At 30.0% G+C, this 22,662-nt stretch carries 15 protein-coding genes; all 15 read right to left on the reverse strand.

Annotation, left to right across the window (positions count from 1 at the left end):
• Positions 1–40: 40 nt before the first annotated feature.
• Entirely contained in the window at positions 41–472 is a 432-nt protein-coding gene (locus OEI98_RS08750; RefSeq protein WP_266037217.1) for a hypothetical protein, read from the reverse strand.
• Complete coding sequence (locus tag OEI98_RS08755) at positions 424–747, reverse strand: hypothetical protein (RefSeq protein WP_266037220.1); 324 nt, start codon at positions 745–747, stop codon at positions 424–426. Before OEI98_RS08755 ends, OEI98_RS08750 begins: the two co-directional genes overlap by 49 nt.
• 18 nt (positions 748–765) lie before the next feature.
• Positions 766–2,688 carry a BREX-3 system phosphatase PglZ gene (gene pglZ / locus OEI98_RS08760; protein ID WP_012269236.1) on the reverse strand — a complete coding sequence of 641 codons (1,923 nt, stop codon included), beginning with the start codon at positions 2,686–2,688 and terminating at the stop codon, positions 766–768.
• Between the two features lie 6 nt (positions 2,689–2,694).
• Positions 2,695–5,379, reverse strand: coding sequence for a DEAD/DEAH box helicase (locus tag OEI98_RS08765; RefSeq protein WP_266037226.1), 2,685 nt, complete (start codon positions 5,377–5,379; stop codon positions 2,695–2,697).
• A 1-nt stretch (position 5,380) separates the two neighbouring features.
• Positions 5,381–7,915, reverse strand: a complete 2,535-nt coding sequence (locus OEI98_RS08770) for a DNA methyltransferase (RefSeq protein WP_266037229.1) — start codon at positions 7,913–7,915, stop codon at positions 5,381–5,383.
• Between the two features lie 15 nt (positions 7,916–7,930).
• A complete protein-coding gene (locus OEI98_RS08775) occupies positions 7,931–11,614 on the reverse strand; it encodes a DUF6079 family protein (RefSeq protein ID WP_266037231.1) in 3,684 nt (1,227 codons plus the stop codon).
• A gap of 1 nt (position 11,615) precedes the next feature.
• Positions 11,616–12,092 (reverse strand): BREX-3 system P-loop-containing protein BrxF, encoded by a 477-nt coding sequence (gene brxF / locus OEI98_RS08780; protein WP_003868387.1) that lies wholly within the window; start codon positions 12,090–12,092, stop codon positions 11,616–11,618.
• 556 nt (positions 12,093–12,648) lie between these two features.
• On the reverse strand, positions 12,649–13,596 hold the full coding sequence (locus OEI98_RS08785) for an RAMP superfamily CRISPR-associated protein (protein WP_003868385.1): 948 nt from the start codon (positions 13,594–13,596) through the stop codon (positions 12,649–12,651).
• A gap of 2 nt (positions 13,597–13,598) precedes the next feature.
• A complete protein-coding gene (locus OEI98_RS08790) occupies positions 13,599–13,973 on the reverse strand; it encodes a hypothetical protein (RefSeq protein WP_003868384.1) in 375 nt (124 codons plus the stop codon).
• Positions 13,970–15,184: an RAMP superfamily CRISPR-associated protein gene (locus OEI98_RS08795; RefSeq protein WP_266037237.1), complete on the reverse strand. Its 1,215-nt coding sequence runs from the start codon at positions 15,182–15,184 to the stop codon at positions 13,970–13,972. Before OEI98_RS08795 ends, OEI98_RS08790 begins: the two co-directional genes overlap by 4 nt.
• A 3-nt stretch (positions 15,185–15,187) precedes the next feature.
• The gene (locus tag OEI98_RS08800; protein ID WP_266037239.1) at positions 15,188–18,664 is read right to left on the reverse strand and encodes a CRISPR-associated protein Csx11; all 3,477 of its coding nucleotides are present in this window, start codon (positions 18,662–18,664) and stop codon (positions 15,188–15,190) included.
• Entirely contained in the window at positions 18,652–19,791 is a 1,140-nt protein-coding gene (locus OEI98_RS08805; RefSeq protein WP_266037241.1) for an RAMP superfamily CRISPR-associated protein, read from the reverse strand. The genes OEI98_RS08800 and OEI98_RS08805 overlap by 13 nt, the downstream gene beginning before the upstream one ends.
• A gap of 1 nt (position 19,792) precedes the next feature.
• Positions 19,793–20,548 carry a hypothetical protein gene (locus OEI98_RS08810; RefSeq protein WP_266037243.1) on the reverse strand — a complete coding sequence of 252 codons (756 nt, stop codon included), beginning with the start codon at positions 20,546–20,548 and terminating at the stop codon, positions 19,793–19,795.
• A gap of 50 nt (positions 20,549–20,598) precedes the next feature.
• Positions 20,599–20,850 carry an RAMP superfamily CRISPR-associated protein gene (locus tag OEI98_RS08815; RefSeq protein WP_266037244.1) on the reverse strand — a complete coding sequence of 84 codons (252 nt, stop codon included), beginning with the start codon at positions 20,848–20,850 and terminating at the stop codon, positions 20,599–20,601.
• Between the two features lie 692 nt (positions 20,851–21,542).
• Positions 21,543–21,869, reverse strand: coding sequence for a hypothetical protein (locus OEI98_RS08820; RefSeq protein ID WP_039931434.1), 327 nt, complete (start codon positions 21,867–21,869; stop codon positions 21,543–21,545).
• Between the last annotated feature and the right edge of the window lie 793 nt (positions 21,870–22,662).

The raw sequence follows: 22,662 nt of genomic DNA on the forward strand, positions 1-22,662 counted from the left end.
CTGTAATTTTTATATATTCCCTTATAAAACACCTTTCAATTTATCTAATAATCACAATATTATCCCCCATTTTATTCACATTTAAAACCGGTGAATCATAAAAATCCCCTAACTCAAAAGACAATTCAAATGGAAATATTACATACAATTTATCAATTTCAGCGTAACTTATGAATGACTTCTTATTTGACTTGAGATATACTTCCAAAAATAAAAGTTTCAATTCTTTATTCTTTATTTCAATCGTGTTAGCTTTCTTATATATACCTGGTTTTTGTGCTTTTGATAAAACTCCCCATTCTACCATTGAAGAGATTATTTTATCCGTACTAAATTTAACTGTACTTCTTTCTCCCCATATTTCAAATATTCTCTGTCTTACAGTATCTAACTTAAACTCTTCTTGAATACTCAATAACTTACCTATAACAGTGCTAATATCACTAAATAAAGGAAAAGCTGATATAAGCATAAACCAATGAATAAACTTTTTTCTCCTTCAGACACCTTATCAAATAATACCACTGCTTTGTCTCTCAGATATTTAAATTCCTCCGGAACATCTACCCAACTACTTATTAAAACATCTATACTTTTTCCTCTATTTACCTTACTTTTTACTTGATCCACTAAAAACGCATCTAACTCGTCCTTTATTTTTTTAACATCTTTTTCATTTTTATAAAATTCTACAACTTTATCAAGCCATTCAAGTTTTATTCTTCTAGCAAAACCTACTTTTTTCATCCTATTTTCTCCCTCTCCTTAAATATGACTTATGTGCACAAATGGAACTATAACTTCTTCAATTGAAATACCACCGTGACTTATCATCTGTTCTCCTTGAGCACCAAAAGCATTATTTTCTTTACATATTATAAAATTGTATTCCTTAGGAAGACCAAAACCAATCCATTTAAAAGATTTATCATCATATAAACTTCTCCCATAATCTATTCCACTCTCATATATCCTTACCCTTTCTCCAGCTTTTTCAACAAGAAGCCCTTCATTTAATTTCCCTTTGCCTATTGATGCAATATTTCCGTGATCTGAAGCTATAAAAATCTCATATCCTTTAGAAATCAATTTTTTTAAAAAATCCTCCATCCTACTCTTTTCAAGCCATAACTGTATGTTTTGATATAATCCTTCAATTGATAAAATCGCACTATGTATTAGTTCATCTATAATATTGACAACAATACCTACTATCTTCGCATTACGGTTATTTATTATATCATTTATTTCTCTTTTATTGAACTCCATAACATTTTTTATGTAAAAAACATCATCACCTTTATATCCTTGATTCATCCAAAACTTTTTCCATCGTTTTTCTTCGTAATTTGTAGAAAAAATCGTATCTTTAAAATATAAAGGTATATCACCAGAGAAAATTGCCTGCCTTGAAATGGATGTCAAAGTTGGGATCCATGCAAAAGACTTTTTCTCTTCAATATTCCACAGAGCATTTTTATTCAAATATCTTCTTATCAAATACCAATTATCTACCGACATACCATCGAAAACCAAAAGTGCTATCCTATCATATTTTTGTTTTTTCATAATATAATTCAAATACCATGGAATTTGATGAACCATTACAGGTCCATTTACATAAGAAATTGAAGTGAGATTGCTATAATTCAAAACAACCCATTCCATAAAACTGTTTTCAATCAACTTACTTATCTCATTAAATTCATTCTCATTTAAAGCAAGTTTTTTACTATAAAAAATGTTCAAAACCTCTGCCCATAAAGAAGACAAATTCATCCAATCCCTATACGACTTACTAAAACTCAACAACTCCTTTATTTTTTCTATCATTTTTCTATATTCTTTCAAATACCTTTCATTCTCATCATACAAAATTCCAACATACGTCCATTTGGGAAGCCTTTCAATATTTTCCACTTCTATAGGTTCAATATATTTTTCATAAAAAATATTATCAAGATATGCCCTAATGTCATAGTCACTAAAATCAATTTTGGCATTATGCGTCCCTTCTATTAAATCATTGATATAATTCTTCCATTGTACCCTTACAAATCTAAAAAATCTATCCTTTCCTGATAAAATTTCATTTAAAGGTACATCTTTCAAATTCTCTTTCTGCTTTAATTTATACTCCAAATAATCAGAAAGCACCTTAGGTAGTTCCATATTTTTGTAATACAGTCGTAAAAATGTCTTTACAAGCTCATTTAAATTATTTATGTGCTCTGGAATAATTCCAAAAACAGCCTTCATCACATAATCTTTTGTCCCATTTTCCCCCAACACATTTCCATCGTATAACTGATATGCCTCATAAATTTTCCCCAAAAAGTCCGTACCCAATTCTTTTAAAACAGCATAATCAAGTTTTGGGAAAATTTCTTTCAATGATATGGACACATGATGAAAAACTGTCTGTATATCATAAGGAATTTCATTTATTTCTTTACACTTAAGTATAAATTTCTTATTAGGTTCTACAAAAGAATCATAAAATTTTCTATAATTTAATTCATAATAAAACCTAAAACTATCCGGTTCCTGATAATTATATACCTCATATTCATCCTTATGCAGCATCTCTATAATACTTTCTTCATTTAAAATGTCATCTTTATCCTCCAGCAATATAAGATTAGAACCTTCTAAAGATAATTTATCTCTGATATAATCCTTAATCATAGAGACTCACTCCAAATACACAATGTACAAAGGCTTTAACATGGGCAATATATCCATAGACTTTTCAATTTCTTCTTTCCATCTTCTTTCCTCATTTTCTAATTCCACAAGTCTCCGACGCCTTACAGCCTCAAGCCCTATCCTTAAAATAGCTTCTTTTCTTAACTTAAAAGCGTATTCATATCGCTCTTTTTCCTTAAGTAAATTCTCAAAATAATTCTTCTTTATTTTCTCAAAATAATCATAAGCTATATTTTTTGCAGTATCATGTATAAAATCATACATTTTCTCATCAATTGATTTATACCCCTTGAAAATTACTTCTTTTTCATTCTTCAAAAAAATATCCCACATCAGATTTGCAGAAGCAATTCTTACTTTTTTATCCTTGTTTAAAAAAACGGGAAAGACATGTCTAAACTTCTCAGAATCTCCATTAATGCTAATTTCCCATAAAGACCAATATCCTTCTTCATTTGAAACATCTTTTAAATATAAAATCGGTATCTTGCTACTTTTTATATATACAGGCAAATTTTTTATCATATTTTTAATTTCTTCATTATTCAACGAAATCAAATTTTCATCCAACATATCAATAGAAATTTCTACCCCTTCAGCAGCCATTTTATTTATATACATATCCCTAATCCACTCATTAATCGGTAACCCACTAATTTTACTTACTACATTTAAATCAAGTTCCTTCTCTTCTCTCAACAATCCTTTTATCCTACTTATTTGCTCTGCCTTTTCCTTTATTTTATCTTCCATAATACTTACGTTATACTCTATATCTTCAGGCATCTCAATGCTTCTCATATAAAGCTCCGTAAAATCCATCTCTGACTGTACAGAGTCAAGTATATCACCCATCTTATCAACACCAAACTGCTCATAAATCACTCTTAATTTTTCTTCCAAAACTTCCCTCACTCTAAACTCAACCGTATCCTTCAGCATAAAATTTAAAACCAATACATCTCGTTCCTGCCCTATTCTATCAACCCTACCTATCCTCTGTTCTATTTTCATAGGATTCCATGGCAAGTCATAATTTATAACAATATTGCAAAATTGTAGATTTAAACCCTCTCCACCAGCATCAGTCGAAATCAAAAAATCTTTGTAATTTTTAAACTCTTTCAATGAAGCATCTCTTTCTTCCATAGACATAGAACCATTTAATATAGCTACTTTATATCCTTTACTTTCAAGAAAATCCTTCAAATATTGCTGTGTAGCTAAAAATTCTGTAAAAACAATAAATTTTTGACTATTTTTATACTCCATTGAAAGCTGATCAATAAAATCTATAAGCACCTCTGCTTTTGCATCAATATATTGACTTTCAGCTTGCTTCGCCAATCTTAAAAGTTCCTCTAACTCATCTATTTCTTTTTTTATATCAAGAGATTTTATTTTTAGCAATTCATCTAATACCTTTTGTGCGTCATATTCAAAAAACATATCTTCTTCAATAGATTCTACTCCTACGACCTCATTTTTTAAAAACTCAAGCCTATTTTCTAAATTAACTTTTATAGCATGGGTACTGCTTGTGACTAACCTTTGCATAAGAACCATCAAAAACCCAATATAATATCTTTTTTCCTTTTTAGCTCTGTTATATCCCTCAGCTACATACTTCGTAACTTTCTCATAAAGTTCCCTTTGTAAACTATGCTTTATTTCCCATGATATATTCACCGTTTTCGTTATCCTTTTCTTAAAAAGCGGATTGCCATCTCTATCAACAGCTTCTCTTTTTTCCGTACGAATAATATATGGAGCAACTTGCTCTCTTACAATAGCTTTCTCATTAGGAAATGCTTCTTTATCAATAAGTCTCATAAGCCTCAAAAACGAATCTGTTTTCCCTTGATGAGGTGTTGCTGTCAATAATAAGAGATAAGGACTCGCTTTCGACAACTCAATTCCAAGTTTGTGCCTTGCTACATCGCTGCTCGAACCTGCCAAGCGGTGAGCTTCATCTACAACGATTATATCCCATCCAGCCATAACGAGGTTTTCCATTCTTTCTTTATTAAATTCTTTAATGCGCTCTTTCGTCCACCCCTGTCTCTTTTCAACAGGTTTTACTGAATCCAATGAAGTTATAACTTGTGGAAACTTATCCCATATATTTCCCTCTCCATAAATTCTCTTCAAAACTTCAAAATCCTGAGGAAGTATAATTTTAAAATCTTCATTAAACTTTAATTCTAACTCATCATGCCATTGAGTTATAAGCCCTTTAGGACTTATAATCAAAATTCTTTTCACAAGCCCTCTTGCTTTAAGCTCTTTTATGATAAGTCCTGCCTCAATTGTTTTTCCCAAACCAACTTCATCCGCCAAAAGATATCTTACTGTACTCTTTGACAGTGCCCTGTTTAGCGCATACATTTGATGCGGCAGTGGTATAATACTGCCGCCTATCGAAGACAAAAAACCCTGAGCCAGTTCATTTGAAATGCGCGAAGCTATGATTACATATTTGAAATAATTTAAGTCAAAGTCATTTTTCTTTTCTGTACTTACAAGCCTTTTATCTGACACAGTATAGGTCACCTTTTCAATCGGGTCATATATGCTGTAAGACACATAACCCCACAGCTCAAATACATCAATTATTTTCATTGCTCTTTTTTTATCAATATCAAAAACCCAATCTCCAACTTTGAACAAATCAACCACCTAACCTTGTCACTGCATTATCATAATACATGAGTAAAGTTTGGTCTTCTTGCAGCACATTTTCAGGTAGCTTTTCGCCTATTTTTACAATCGTTTCATAATCTTTGTTTTTCCAGCAATTTTTGAAACCAGCTCTTATAGCTTCTGTCCTAAAAACTTTAAGACGCCCCGTAACATTTTTATATTCCTCAAATTCTTTAAGTAATCTTTTTTCCCTCAGTTTTTCAAGGTCTGCCTGCTTATTTGCATCTGGCACATACCATCTGCCTGCCTCATCTTGCAAAAAGTTTTCCTGTAGTAAATCCAAAAGCTCTGGCAATTTTTCATATCTTAGCTGCTTTAACTCCTCTAAAAACATAGGCTGTATTTCCTGATATGTCATAGGTTTATTTAAAAGCTTATATTTCAACCACTGTATTGCTGTTTTTTCATCCTGTATTATAAAGGCAAGTTGCTCATTAAGTTCTAATTTGAGCCTTTTCGTATCATAAATAGCCGCCTGATCCGGTAAAAAGTACATTCCATCCCTCTCTATAAACCTCTTTTTCAACCCCTCATAAAACTCAGCAGCACTCATTGGAATAGTAGCACTCTTTTGTATGTGAAATGCAATCATACTATCATAAAGCAAATATTCCTGTCTTTCTGGTATTATATCAAGTTTTCCATTTGTCTCTATAACAACAGGCAGTTTTTCTAAATGCTGTCTTATAAAATCCCATACTCCCTCTTCCGTTCCAGCTTCTTTCAAAAACCTTTTTATAAACCCTTCTTTAGGCTTGTAAGCTGATATTATAAGGTCTTGTTTTACAGCAGTTGTCGTAGTAACTTGCTTAAAACTTCCTTGCTTTTTATCTAAAGTTCTAACATTTGCTATGACAAATCCAGCTTTTAAAATTGCCTCCTGTATTGCATTCCATACAGCATTTTTGGAATTGTGAAATTCCACAGTCATCCATCTTCCCGGCTTTAATATCCTGTACATCTCTGAAAAAGCTTTCTCCATAAGCTCTTGATATTCATGAAGCCCTTTTCTCTGAACTTTATTTATAATAGCTTCTGTTTTATTGTTTGTAAATACTTTAAGCCATGCCTCCCATAAAAAATTAAGTTCACTGTACATCAAATTATCTCCAAATGGAGGATCTGTGAAAATGTAATCTATGGAATTTGAATTAATTAATACATAGTTTGTAGAATTAGTATATAAGGCAAAGTATTCTTTAATATTTTCTTTTACGGCATTTACTATAATTTCACATTTATCCTTAAATAATCTCAAAGGATCTATTTCTACTCGGAGGGTAGGTATATACAATGTTCCAGAAACAGTACTACCTTTTTTAGTTGGTGTATATTTATACATTAGCGTAGTCCTTATCAAAGAAGCAGTAAAAGCAAATAAAATTTTTCTATCCTTTATCCTCCCATACAACGCACTCAAAACCCATAAATTCCTCTTAGTATAAAAATGATGTACATGTGTTATGCCAATTTTATCGTTCCTTCTCGATTCCTCCCCTTCAGGCATTCTATCTGTTGGATACCAATAGGGTATATCCATCTCTTCAATTTTCTGTATAAGTTCCAAATCAAATTTGTCAGGCTCTTTTTCATACCTCTGCTTACCTACTGTATAATTAATAAGAACAGGTACTTGTTTTGCCTGTTTTATTGTTTCACCAATAGCCTTATCATAAACAGTCCTCCACGCCCTCTCAAGACTTGTTTTGGTTAATTTTGCACCACAGTGAGGACATTTAAATTCATCCAGAACTTTTCCATCCTCTTTGTCTACCGCAACATCCCAAAAAACTATTTCATTGCTGCAGTTAGGACATATAAACACATCTGACCACACAGTATAATTTATTTTTCCTTTTATAACATTACCTTCCACATCCCGTTGTGGTACACCTTCTACAGTATGTATGGTTTTATACATCCACCCACATTCTTTTTCTACTTCCTTCAGTATTCTCTCTGCCTCTTTTTTAAATTCTTCTACATCAACAGGAGTATTGTAATTGTAAGCTATAAAAGTAGCAGCAGGAGATAAATCCCCAAGAATGGCTCTTCTTGCTCCCCATTCTACCTTTTTACCCTCTTTTTTAAACTCATTTTCCACTTTAGCCTTAAACTCGGCATCAGGGTTGCCACACATCTGTGCAGCAACCCCTGTCATACCAGTTCCACAAAACCCATCAAACACGATATCTCCCGGTTTTGTATAATGAAGTATATATCTCATGATCGCTTTGTGAGGCACCTTTGTGTGATACGAATGGGCATTGTATATAGGATCATTTTTCCCTTCAGATACATCTGCCGTATAGGGTTCACAATTGTAATCATCCTTTTCTTCAACATAAGGTTTCCCGTATTTTTCAATGAATTCACTTATAAAAGGATTTGGGCATGCAGTATAATAAGGCGGATCAGAAAGTTCTATTATATCTTCATCTTTCCCAATAGGAAATCCCTCTATATCTCTTACTTTATCAAGCATTTCTTTTGTTAATTTCACCAGTCATTCCCCCGTTTATTTTATAATAATTCTTACTTTGTCCTTATCTTTGCCTTTTATAAGAAAATCGACATTTTCTAAAAATCTCTTTTTAAACTCATCTACTGTTACAGGTCCATCATAGGTTATCGCAGAAATAAACTCATTTATTTCAATCTCTACTTTTTCAAGACCAGCAATTAAGTCTTTTACTGCTGATACAAACAGATTATCCACTTTCTCCGGCAATTCTTTTTTATTCAAAAAGTCACGTATAACTTTTTGTTGGTCTTTATTCAAAATTTCCATTCTTTCTTGAATCATTGGATCTTCAATATTATCTAATAAAATTTTAGTCCATTCCTTATACAAATTTTCTATTTTGTCTTCAATTTCATCCAATTTTCCAAACACAGGAACTTCGCCACTTTTTATACTGTATCCACAATTAGGACATAGCACTTCTGTTTTTATATTTTCTTTTCCAAAATTATAACAGGTTTTTAATGAAGCCAATACCTTTTCAATCTCATCAAATTTGTTAACAGGAAATATTCCTACATCTTTAAGCTTCTTAAGATTATTAAACAGATCACTTGCCATTATTTTCTTTTTACGCTCATCTCCATTATAATCAAGCCTGTGTTTCTTATGATACTCAAGGTACAAATCAATGTACTCTATTTTCAATTCTTCTAATTCCCTTGTCAGCCTTTTTATATCTTCACTTTCTTTATTATCAATTTCCTTTGTAAATCTTTCTACTTCATTTTTCATTGCATTTATATTCTGCTTTAATTCAATTTCTTCGGGTAATTGCTGTTCGGCAGAGGACAAGTATTTGACAAGCTCTTCTACTTCATTTTTAAAATCAATTATTTTTTCTATCTTCTTTACTGTCTCCAGTGTCTTGAATTTTTCCTTTAACTCCTCTTCAGCATACTTAAAGTTTCTTAATTTCCCAGGGGTATTAAAGGCTTTTAAACTGTCAAGAAAATCTCTAAAATTATTGAGCAAATCTTTATAATTTTTTATTTCAAACTCATCAAATACAGGTTTGCTCCATATAGTTTTATTTGAAACAACAAATTGATTAACAGTTACAACTTTTTTAGCCAGTTCTTCACTCCTTGAAACCATTTGCCTTATAGCTTCTTCTGGTTTGCTAAGACTTGCATTTACTAACCCTGATGGCAAGCCTAACAAAGTAAATAGAGTTTTTAATTCTCTGACAGGTATATCTCTGGGCCTCTCAAAACTATCAAAATCTACAAGCTCCCCGACATTCATATTAGCAAGAGAATCAATTGTAGTTGCATCATAAACTTTATTTTTTATCCTCAAGATTATATCTCCGCTGTACACAAGTGCACAGAGCAAAAGGACCACCCACTGCACTTCTAATTTGAATCTTTTATCAATATCCTCACCGTTTACATTCTCTATAATATCTTCTCTATTTAAAACTTTCCCTGGTGGAAGTTTATATAATTCATTTAAAAAATAATTAGCATATTTTGAATTTCCGGGTACAATATCATCCCCTAAAATTAAATCAAAAGACTGCAATACTTTCTTGCCTGTTTCTGTCTTCTTGCCAGCTAAATAATTCATTGCACTTTTAAAAACTTCGTTTAAATTTGCCTCTGTGATTTTTGTGTAAAATGTAGGATATTCACTGTATTTTTCACTGAAATACAATGATAAGCAAGAAGAAGCCGCCTCATCAATATAACTTTTAATAGTATCATAATTAGCTGTTTTTCCTTTAAGCCAATAGATTATACTTTGTGTTTCTCCTTTATAAGAAACATTAAAACATTTTGACACATTATCTCTTATCCATTTAGTAATATCCTTTTGAAAACCATTAGCTTTATCTTCATAAATTTTTTTCTGGTCACTGGAGGATAATTCACTTAATTCCATAGCGGCAGCGTATTTTTTAATTTTCTCTATTATTTCTTCATCTGCATTAATAAATTCAAAAAACACTTCATCTTCTTTTCCATTTAAAATATATTTTTTATTATAATTAGCTTCAACAAAAGGAGGCAAAAAGTAAATATAAAAATCTCTTGGAGGCTGAGCTGTACTCCTTTCATCGGGATATCCCATGAAAAGATAGCCATATCTTTTAACATTTTTCTCATTCCAAATAAGACTGTATTCCCATATTCTCATATTTTTTTGTTTTAAAGTAGCATTCCAATCAAGAACCTTTATAAGCAAATCAAAATAGTATCTGTTAAAAGTATCATCTGATAATAATTCTGCCTTTTCCTGGATTTTTGCATCATAATTTATACCTTCTCTTACCATGTCAAGATAATACTGCTGATTGTCTGGATTGTATGAAATATATTGCCAGCTCAATGTTTTCATTATTTCCTTCATTATTGTTTCTATAGTCGTTATTAAAAAGTCCTCTTCTATCTCTGGCATTTTTATATATAAACACAAATCATCTTTAATATTTTCAACTGTTATACCAACAGATGTATGTATATCTCCTGTAGTAAACCTATGAACACTTAATGCATGTACAATTCTTAATGCAGCATCTTTATATTGAGGTCTTGTAAAGGAATGTTCAATTAAATCTTCTACAACAACGCTTTTATCAACTACTCTCTTTATATCTGGCTCTGCCCTTAATGAAGGATTGTCTCTTAAAAACTTCCAATAAGAATCATAAGAAATAATTCCAGGCTCATCTTCAGGTACATCTTTGTCTAACAGTTCTCTCATAAGATGTGATATTGTTTTTAAAACTTCTCTTTTCTCTACAATAAACATTTTTTCAAATACTTCTATAAACATAGGATGTATGGGATATAATTCCACAAATTCTTCGATTCTGCTGGAAATACTTTTATACAACAGGCTGAATTTCTCTAAATGGCTCCTTATCCATGCTTTTTGTCTGTCATTCTTTTTTAATAATCTTTGAGATACTACGTAGGAAATATCTTCCCTTTTAATTATTAACTGTTCAAATCTGTCCTTCATCTTTAATACAGTTTGTGCAACAGCATTAAATGCCGGATTATCAAACAGGGTCTCCTGTACTCCCGTCATAAATCTCAATCTTGTAGACTTTGTTATTTCTCCTATTTCTCTTAAAAAAGTTAAATCGCGAATCAATTCCTGTTCTTTCCTTGCTTTTAGAAAATCTAATAATTCATCAACCACTATGAGATAGCCTTTGTCCGGAAATTTGTCTTCAAATTTACTCATCATTTCCATAAAAGCATCTTTGTTATTTGTAACTTCATCAATTGGTGGAAAATAAAACTCTATCCCGTATCTGGCAAGGTCCTTTTCTATCTCTTTCGTAATTATATTTCTTAAGGGTGTATTTACAGCCCCAATGTCAAATCTTAAAACTTTAAATTTTCCTGCAATCTTTCCCATCTCTTTTTTTAACTCTTCATGAGAAACATAATCTAACATTTCCTTATTTTCTGCTACTGCTGAAATTACAGACATTAAATGGGATTTACCAGTACCATAATTGCCAACTATAAATATACCCTTATTGTCAATTGTTTCATCAAACTGTAATTGGGGTATACAAATGTTAATAATACTATCTGCCATCCCCTCTGATACTACATAGGACTTTACAAGCCTTTTTGCCTCGTCGATCTTGTCTGCATCCTTAAGTTTTATAACAGTTTCAATCGGTTCATACTGAATAAGCTCACCATACCTCATCCTACCTTCCTCCTTCTATACTTATAACAATAACATCCAAATCATTCTTTTTATATTTTCTATGCTCTGAATGCCCTATTTCAGCATATGTCAATATACCATTTACATAAATACCTCCCCATGAAGCAATTATTTTTCTGTATCTGCTTATATTTTTAAGCAATTTTAAAGGGTCTATCTTTAAATGATTAGAAAATAAAATCTCTATGTTATCTAATATTGTAACATCTGTTTTACTTTGAAACAAAATTTCTTCCATAAAATCATCTACATAGTAGCAACGTTCTTCAAAAGGTATATTAATTAATTTTTCTGACAGCTTCAAATTTAAGTTTATGTAATCATAGTTATAATCAGAAGAAATTTTCTTGAGAATTTGCGTTTTTCCACTCCCAATTGGTCCTACTAATAAAATTAACTTGTAATATTTATACGGTAGCAAAATAAAAGCATCCTGTATATCTTTATAAATGGACATATTACCCTTTCCCCCTTTGGACATATATATTTATTTCGATAAAAGTTTACAAATTCCTGCATGTGGATAAAAATATAAGAGAGTTTGCTGTTTTTAAGCAAACTCATGTATAAATCATTCTTTTAATTTTAATAGCCGTGTAACCTCATCATCTCTTCCTAAGAAATAATTTCCAATCACATTGGAATTATTAATCAACTTTAATTTAATATATCTGTTCATTTGGTAGCTCACTTTTTTCAAGGTATTTTAACCTTCTTATATTAAAAGCTTTTAATGTACCTTCTAATACATCACAAGCATGTTTATTTATAACAGGATTCTCAATTGCTCCAGCTTTAAAACTAAACTTGTGTTTATTTTTCTTGTCTATATTAACAAAAATTATTTGTTCAGCATCACCAACAATTGCAAGATTGGGATGTAGTGCACCTCTTTCTCATGGAGAAAGCTGTTCAAGTATTTTATCAGATGATTTTAAATGATATACCGGTTTTAAATACTCATTTGTTAAATAAAAACAGGCATGAATTTATGTATATTGTCCGTTTTTTTATTATTTTATTTTTTCAAATTTACCTTTAGTCAAATGATATTTATTTAAATCAATTCCATTAAAGTCTGAAACTTTACTACCTACATTTATAAAATAGCCTGCTTCTTGAACTCTTGGTATATTCTGTGTAAAATCAAATTCTGAAAGAAGTTTGAGTTCCCCTTCAAATTTTATTTCATTAGAAAATTTGAAAAATTGTCTTAATGGAAAATTAGGTTTTATACTTGCTGTACCATTTCCAGTAATGTTCCATTCACTAAGTTCTTCTTCTGTTACATCAATACTCAAGTTTAATAATTCTAATTTTCCAAAACCATATTTAATATCTCCACCAATATAAACTTTAGAAAAAACATCTAACAAAAAATCATTATAATCTTTGTCCTCATTCTTTTTACTTTCATCATTTTTATCATTTTCTTTTATATCTTGGTCATTATTTCCATTTGTTATTAAAGAGTTTATATCTTTAATAACTTCTTCTTCAAACCCAATTAAACCTACCCAATAAAGTTGTTTACTTCTATTATATAAATCTAATTTTGATTTTGGAAGTATATATTCAAATTCATGCAAACTTTCATCTTTTGCGCTTCTTAATAGTGGTTCTATAGCTGTTGAAACAAGAGTATCAACAAATTCGAATTTAAATTTTCCCTCAAGGTAATCTCCAAGGTAAAAATCGCCTTTATTATATCCTGGAAACAAAGGATTAAAATTTACCTCTTCTTCATTTCCTATAACAGGATAAAAATTAGTAATTTTTTCAAAGAATTTTTTAGCACTCTCAATTTTTCTAAACCCGATTGTCTTTAAAAATTGATTTGTTAAAGCTCCCCACATTGTCCAGCCAGGAATAAAAATTTCAGTTTCATTAATTACTCCCCACTCAACAGAGCCTATATGTATTGGCTGATTTTGTTTAAAAATTAGTTTGAACCATATCATTTTTATTCCCCCATTGCCTTTGCATGGTATCGGGCATAGATCAGAGCTTTTTCTAATGATTCTTTGTAAAATAACAATTCGTAAATATCTTTAGACAATTCCTGAAAAAAATCTTCAGCTTTATTAATTGCACTATATTTAGATTGTAAAAAAGGCTTTAAAGTTTCTATTGGCTTTTTAATAAATATGTCGCTGTATTTCTTATCATCTTTTTTATCTTTGCTTAAACAAAAAACATAATAAGCATACACACCGTCATTAGATAAAACTCCTAACGCTTTATCTATGAACCTTAAAATTTCTTTATCTTTTTGAGAACTGTTTACTATATCGAAACCCAATTTATTTAATGTATACTCAAGATTATTTTCATTCATTTTTGTTCACCCCCATTAGGGTCAGTCTTTCCGGTATTTAGTTGGTTTGGAATAACTTTTTCACAATTTTTATCCTCATCTCTTATTTCTAATACAATTCTTCCAAACCCTCTTGTTGTCATACCACCAATACCTAATGTCTCAAAGAAGTGTTTGGAATCGCATAAAGCTTCCTTTAGCATAGTATAATCAGGCAAATCTCCGACTTTATCTAATAATCCTTTAAAAGCCGATTTGTCATGTATTCTTAAATCTCCATAGAATATCGTCCCTCTTGGTATTGCCTCAGAAGTAAAAAGTGCACCTTCTTTTGCTGCTCCTGTTATTGGATCTATTGAGACAGATGTTCTTACTTCAAGATTGGAATTTACAATTTGAGAGAATAAGCTTTCAGGGACAATAACAATTTTATCAGGAGTAAACTCAAAATCGCCAATCTTTATTTCATTTAGATTGATTGAAAGATTTCCCACTTTATAAGGTAAATAAATCCATCCAAGATTTATGTGCCCTTTATCCTTCCCCTCCTCTAATTCTTTTAAAGCAATACAAAATTTTTGTTCTTCTGAATTTAATTTTTCATCTATTTCTCCTTCTATCTTTTCATCATATAATTTAGCATGTTTTAATATTTCCTTTGTTGTTATCCATTTTGTTCCAAAACGTGTAAAGACTGGGAAAAACAAAATATTTAAATCACTAAAATGAATCAACCCTTGCCAGCTTAAATCTTTCTTTGAAAATCCAAATCCTTTACAGATAATACAATGTCCACAGTGTCCTGTTTTGCCTTTATCATCTGCAGCATACGGAGCATTTGATATCTCCGCTTGAGGAGTATTATCCTGCCCTGCACAGGTAATTTTAGCAGTCACATTACCATAATAGAAATGCCAGTCATTATTATTCCACTTGCTTGGATTTTTCTCAATCCACGTTTTAATTTTTTCATCCAAAGTATTTTTATCAATACTTTTAATATCATTCATGGCAGGCTGTTTATTTTTAATTTTTGATATTAACTCAAGCATCGCATAATATCTCCAAGTTCCTGCTAAACTTGAACCAGGAATTTTAGGAAGTTTTGTTATTGGATCTCTTACAATTGTATTGTCAACTCTTCCTATAGTGTATCCGCCTGTCCCAATATAAATTGGGTCTGTTGCCATTCCATAAACTCTTAACTCTTTAACAGAATCATTATTATACATTTTTTAAGCCTCCTTTAAAGTTGTATGCCAGAATTCAAACATATCTAATAAAAGCTGTAGATTCTCTAATGTCATTTTCCTCTTCAGTTGCTCATAAATCTTAACATCTTTTTCTGACTTATCAATATCAAGTAAATCTCTTATTCCATCTGCAAGGTCTTTATCATTATTTAGTTTAAGAATATTTACAAAGCTTGAAGCAAGAAATGCTTTTATTCCTTCCTTATCATCCTCTTTTTGATTTTCATCATTTACTAAGGCTTCCCATTTTTCATATATAACGGAGATTAATTTTTGAAGTTTTGTACTTCGAATACTTCCATTTCTATTTTCTTTACCAAATAGTTCTTTGAATTTTTTAAACTTCTCCCACGTCTCTAAATCATACGGGCGAGAACTTTTAAGTGCTATCTTCCTCTTCCACCCCTTGTTTTCTCCATTATTATCCTTCTTCTCGTCATAATAAATATCATTTCTTCTTGTATTTGTATCTAAAAACTCAAAATCAAATGTATTGGGGATTATATTAGCTTCTTCATCATTATCAAATTTATCAATATTTACTATCCAATGTTTATATTTATCATTTGGCTTTATATAAAATTCATAGCCATTGGTATGTTTGCCCCAATATAAAGAATAATAATTATGAGTATTGTTTAATGATTCCTCAATCTTTTGACATTTCAATATATCCTTAATTTTAGATGCTTTCACTTCTATTGTTAGTTTTTCTGTATCCTCTACATCCCTCCTAATTTTTCTTAAAGCTTTTACGCCGACATATAGCGGCTTTTTATAATCCTGCACTACTATTCCTATATGGAGTGGTAGTTTTCCATAAACAAATTTAAAGTTTTCATAATATTTTTTCATGACATTGTCAATCAAATTCGGCACATATTCAGCAGGTATAATAAACTGCCAGCTAATTGGCGTAGGTTCTATAATTGAGATATATGGTTGATAGTATTCAAATTTGGTATTATCTGTATACACAACAGATGCTATTACATTTCCATTGCCTGTAGATTCTTTGAGATTAAATTCCTTACCTGCTTTTAAATCTTTTATATAAGATATTAAATAAACTTTACCCTTATCAGCCCAAAAGAGAGCATCTCCATCCTGATATTCTCCATCCGGTATATTTTCATTTGTGTTCTTAACTTTAACATTTTCCCAATAAAATCTCTTTCTTCTACTCTCCTGAATACCTGCATAATCACATATATCTAATTTAATATCCTCAAAAAATTCTTTTGTACTATCCCATATCCTTCTTAATCTTGCTGGAGAAGGATTTTTTCTGAGGAGAAATTGAAGGATAAGTGTAGATAAAAATTCTATGTCTGAATCAGTAAGATTATTCCACTTTATAATTTCTTCATTCCAGTCAATCTTTGAATTCAAACTACTCTTTTTTATCCATTCTTCCCAATGCGTACCCATTATTGAACCGAAAAATATCTGTTTTATGAAATCGTCAAAAGATTCATTATTTCTTTTACAACCTATATAAGCTTCTGCAGCCAAATATTTTGGGAAAAAAGAAAAATTTTCTAGTAATGCTACCTTAAATTCACTTTTAATTTTCTCATACTCATTTTTTATCATCTCAGCAAGTTCCTCAATCGTATTTTGGTAACCTGAAGTAATAATCTTATTGTTTAAAGGTTCTTCCCACCACTTACTCTGACGTAACTTTTCTATTAATTCTTTAATTTTTTCTATATTTCTTTTTAATGTTTCGAAAGTCCCTTTTTTCTTGCCCAATTTACTTTTTTCTTCGGGAGGCGTCAAAGGACTTTTCAACATTACATTTAATTCTGCAATATTTCTTTCAATCTCTTTTACATCAAAATACTCACTTACATCCAAATTAGACAACAATAATAAAATAAAATTTTTTACCCATAAAATGCTCCTTTTAAAAGTTTCATTTCTGACTATCATACTATTTAACATATCTCCATTTAACCAGTCATGAAGCTCAAACTTCATTATCACCAATGCAACTCCATCATTTTTATCTTTCAATTCATCCATCCAAATAGTTTCTTTACTCGTATCTTCAAGCCATTTGTCAATCCTACCTCTTGTTTTCTTTTCAAAACAAACATCACAAATATTTTTATCATCATTTCTTCTATCTGATTTGAAGACCAATCTTTGCCCACAAACCTGACATATACCAATTGCACTTCCACTTTTAGTTTTTAACAAACATAAATCATTTTCTTTTTTACTCCAATCTGTTTTTAAGAAATTTTCCTTAGATTTTTCAAGAAGATAGGATAAGTTCATTAAGCCTCGAGAGGCTTTAGTAAGAAAAATAGCAGGATAAAATTCATCAAATGATTTCTTTTTGAAAATACTTACAATTTTATCTTTTATTTCTTTTAAATCATCACTTAGTTTTGCTAAACTACTTTCAACTAAATCTACTCCTAAATCTTTACCTACCAAGAAATAAATTCCTGTTTCATCACGATATATTTCATTTCCAATAGGATAATCATATTCTAGAAGTTTTTTAATTTCATCATCGATTTCCTTTGAAACTTCCCTATACCATTGTATTTGTTGAGGTTTATAACCTTTTTCTGCAAGCCCAAGTTTATCGTATTGTATACCAAGAATACGCCAGTTAATATTATTAGGACTATCTTTATAATAATTTAACTTAGTTTGGCTGTCTTTACTGATAGTGAAGCTAGCTAATACAGCTTTAAACATCGTAGCAGTCATATAAGCTTGATCCCATAAAGAAACGTCATTAATTGGAAATCTGCTATCACTTAGCAGTTTGGAATACCAATTTTTAATTTCATTCACAACATATTCTCTAATATGTGCCCAGTTTGGATTTTTATCATAACCATTAGACAATAAAAAATAGCTGAGATTATTGTAAAAATAAATTCTTCTCTCATCTAAATCTTGTAATTCAACTTTTTCCCTAAAAGAACCAAAAGCATTGGAAAGCCAAAGAGCACCTTCTAACTGATCTGAAGGATTTCCTTTATCTATACCCGAATTTATATTTTCGCAACCGCGAAAGAAAATTTTATTAATAAAATCTTCACCATCTTCATTTTCCTTTAATGCATCCCCTTTAAAAAAGATTATCCAATCAAATTCTTTTTCAAAAGGAAAGCTTACTTTTTGATTAAATATAAAATCTTTTAAATTACTTTTTTCAGTCTCATATTCAAAAGGAGTTTTATTGATTTCATTTGCTATCTCATGATAATCTTTATAACTACTAAATGGTAAATAGCCAAAATTGGATTTGAAATCAGTTTTAAATTTTTCTTCATCATTTATGCCAAAATTTATATTCCAATAATTTTGACCATTTTTCTCGTGCCAAAATCCAATATGTGTTTTACCTAAATTAAATAGCAATGCACCTATTTCAGCTTTTAAAATCTCATCCTTATATTTCTTTAAATTTTCTAAATTCAACTCTCCCATTTTAACCACCCTTTTTCTTTCAGCCCATCACTTATATTTAAATCTTTGTTAGTAAAATAATACTTAACTTCGCATAATTCAAAAGTTCCCCAGCCAAGTTTTGTTTTTGCTCCTATTCCATTCTGTGATACTTTTTCAATTGCCGATAAAAGATTTTCTAAATCTTTTTCAGCTTCCTTTTTTAATTCTTTATTTTCTTTTAATATCCCATCAAAAGGAATATATATAATCTGCAAAATCCCTTCTGTACCTTCTGGAACCACTTCATAATAAATTGGTTGAATCCCTGCTCTTTTTCTTCTGTCATGGGGATTTATTACTTCTAAAGAAAGTCTGTCAAAATATGTAGGATAAAATATGGCTCTTCCTTTATGTGTTTGAAATTCTATTGGTAGGTTTTTATTATCTTTTTGAAGTTTCTCAGAAATTTTCTTCTGAAGAATAGCTTGAAGTTCCTCGTATGAATTTTTGTCTTTAATTTCACCTATAAAATCTTTGTCAACTTTCATCCCAAGTTCAAACAATATAAATTCTAAAAGCTTCTCTTTAAATTTTACTAAATCTTTACTATTTTCTTTCAGATAATCCTCTAACACTTTTATACTTTCTGAGCCTGCACCAAATATTCGTAAGTAACTATCAATGATTTCTTTTCTTTTTTCAAGGTTGGCCTCTTCATTAATCAAATCTTTAAATGCGCTCGCTAAAGAACCTTTCCAACCGCTTCCTCTTATCATAGGTACTTTAAAAACTTTTTCTTTTAAAATAGGGTTTTGAATTATATAAAATTCATCATCATCTTTTGAGAAATATGGCTGTTTTAATTTAAAATTTGCCTGAATTATGAACGAGTATGGTGGAAGTTTTTTTACATAGATATCTGGATAATTATTATCAGTGGTATTTTTATCTTCCTTAATAAAAATACCAGACATCTTTTGTACGGTTTGAAATTTTTCTGACCAGATAGAATATTCTCTTTTATTCTTTTTAAAATTATCAAGTTCATTATCTTTTTTTGTTAAATCTTTAAATTTTAATTCCAGATAATTGCTTACTTCTGTTTTACCATTTTTAAAAGCAGTAAAATTTGTAATAGCTTCTGCAAAAGCATCATACTTGGGCATTTTAATCACTCCCATATAGATTTATTAAATCAACAATAGATAAAAATCCTCCAACAAAACTTTCCTCTTCTTTTTTAATTTCTTTTTTAATATAAGGTAAAATTTTCGAACCCTGAGGCAAATCTTCACTTTTGCTCTTTCCTGTTTTCCCAAATTTATAGTGTCTGTCCTTACTATTACTTACAGTAGTCCTTATCTCTGCTTTTTGTTTTATTAATTCTTTAATAACATCTCTTAAATCTTTATTTGAATCTTGATTATTGGAATTTTGATTGTCCGAAATCTTATTTAAAATTTTTATTTTTTTATTATTTCCTTGAATTAAATCGTCAAAGTTACTAACTGATCTTAAATATTTCTCTGAGCCAAATTCTTCATCGTTCTTATTCTCAAATAAACTAAAATTAAACTTTTCTATTTTCCAATTTTCACCATTATTATTTTGTTTTACTGCTGTAACCCTCAACTTGCCATAACCAATATTCCATTTACCACCCCAGTAACCGTACTTATCCATAAAATTTAAAAGAGGATAAAATATGCTGTTTAGTATTTCTTCCTCAACTAAAAATTTTATCTCTAAACTGCCTTGATAAGAAGCGCTTCCCCAATACCAATTCTTGTTAGGTATAATTCTCCCTTTCGGTTTTTCTTTGAAGTTCCTTTCATCATATTTTACCTCTTTTATCTCTATTAAACCCTTCCATCCAGTAGTCCCAAAAACAATAGCAGGTATTGAATAGCCAGATTCAGTCAAGGAATTGATAATAGTTTTTATAACAGTTCCACTTTCTAATATTTTTTGTCTTAATTTTTTTCTTCTTTTTTCTCCTCATCATCTTTACCTTTAGATTTTCCTTTAACTCTATCAAATCTACCTGTGTTCCTATCAAAATGTTCCTCTGTCACAATACTTCCAAAATAGCAAATAACCTCAAACCAAAACCTTAAACTCCCCATTAAAGAAGAAGGTCTAATCTTTCCATTCTCCTGCCATGCGTCACCTGTCCACAATGGAGTTATTGTTTCTAAATGAACAGTAACTTCCTTCTTACTCATATCAAAAACTCCTTTACATGCTTTTTAATAATATAATTTAAAAACAATAATGTAAAAAAAGAAAAATATTGTAGTAAATAATTAGTAAATTTCATAAACATGCTAACCAAGATTTTCTCATATAACATTATTCTATATAACTTTTCAAAATCCTTCTAAAAAATTGCATTTTTTATAGAAAAATGTCGTTGAATTCCATAATAAAATAAGGAAAAATTCAACGATAGTAAAAGTAATTACGATAAACAAAAATAGACATACTACCCATAATTGGCGAAAAAAATATAGAATAATGTATAAAGGATAGATAGATTGCATAAGGCATGTAGTAATCCGCTATAAAAAAATACCCCCATAATACTTAAGAAAGGCCCGTTTTTGCTTCCTAAAAAAACTATAAATTAGAAGACATATCAATATCATTGTTTATTTGATCCATTAGAGATACTAAATCCAGTTATGCTATAGTTTTTATGTCAATTGCTAAGTCTCCTCAAAGCTCAGCAGTAATTCTTTTATTTCATATACTAATTTGTTAAATATTTTTTATCATTTTTTCTTAAATGCTTCTTTAAAATATTGATTATACATAACTTCCTAAATTAAAAAAACAGATGGGCAATAACATTAGTAGCCCAATCTGTTTTAAACAAATTTAAATGATTATGGTATTAAAGTTAAAATTAGATATTTTAAGGAATGTATTGATAATGTATCGTGCCATTATCATCAATTGTATAAGGCATATTTGCTTTCTTAAGAATCTCTACAATAATATTATTTTTTTCGCGGTTTTTTTCATTAAATTGATTTATTAACTCATTTATTCTTTGTGCATTTGCATTATTCCTATTTTCTTTAAAAGCAATATAAGCATCAACTATTTTTTCACCAAGGTCAATTTGTCCATTTACAAATTCTTGTAATTGTTTTACAATTTCATAATTTGCATCATTAACATTTTCTTCTAATGATTGAATTGGAGTTTCAAAATTACATAAATTAAGAAGAGCTATCAATTCATTAAGTATTTTATCGTAATTCTGGATATATTCACTAACCAGAGCTTGTTTAGACTTTGTATTTATAGAAAAAGTATTTCCTACCGGCCTTACATTCCCCTGTGGAAAGCCTAACTTCCATAGTACTGGCTTTATCCATGTGGAAAGTGCATACGTATTCCATAATAATATAAGTATTGGTATTATACTTGCAAGAGATAAAATCTTGACATATTTCCAAGGACGAGAATTTTCAATGACATAACTTAATGGTTCTTCTATACCTTTTGATCTTTTTTCTTTTTCATACTCTTTTATTTGTCTTCTAAATGCTTTTTGTTGTTCATTTAAAGGCCATTATACACACCCCTATATTTTCTTACTAACACACTTAGTCTTTTAAATTCATAAACATTTTTAAACTATTTCCCTTTTACCCATATTTAAAGTTCTATAATTCCATATCATTGAAAATTTCAGCTATATCCCAAAAATAACTGTCCTCCACATAAATCTTTTGAAATTGCTTCAGTGCCTTTTCCTCTTCCCCTATTTCCTATAATAAACAGGTCTAAGTAAATACTATAACCTTCATATCTTAATTATAGGCTTTAATTCCTTATAGGTAGGCTAAAAACGCAAAGATAGATTTAACAAGTATTAGCTTCGTATTTGCGTTTCAATTCCTTATAGGTAGGCTAAAAACAATCAATGCCTCTATTTTCATACCAGTGTGCAACAAGGTTTCAATTCCTTATAGGTAGGCTAAAAACGAGTGGTATTAATGCATGGAGAGTATTTTGAAGATTAG

The sequence above is a fragment of the Thermoanaerobacter sp. RKWS2 genome (assembly GCF_026240795.1).
GTDB lineage: Bacteria > Bacillota > Thermoanaerobacteria > Thermoanaerobacterales > Thermoanaerobacteraceae > Thermoanaerobacter > Thermoanaerobacter ethanolicus.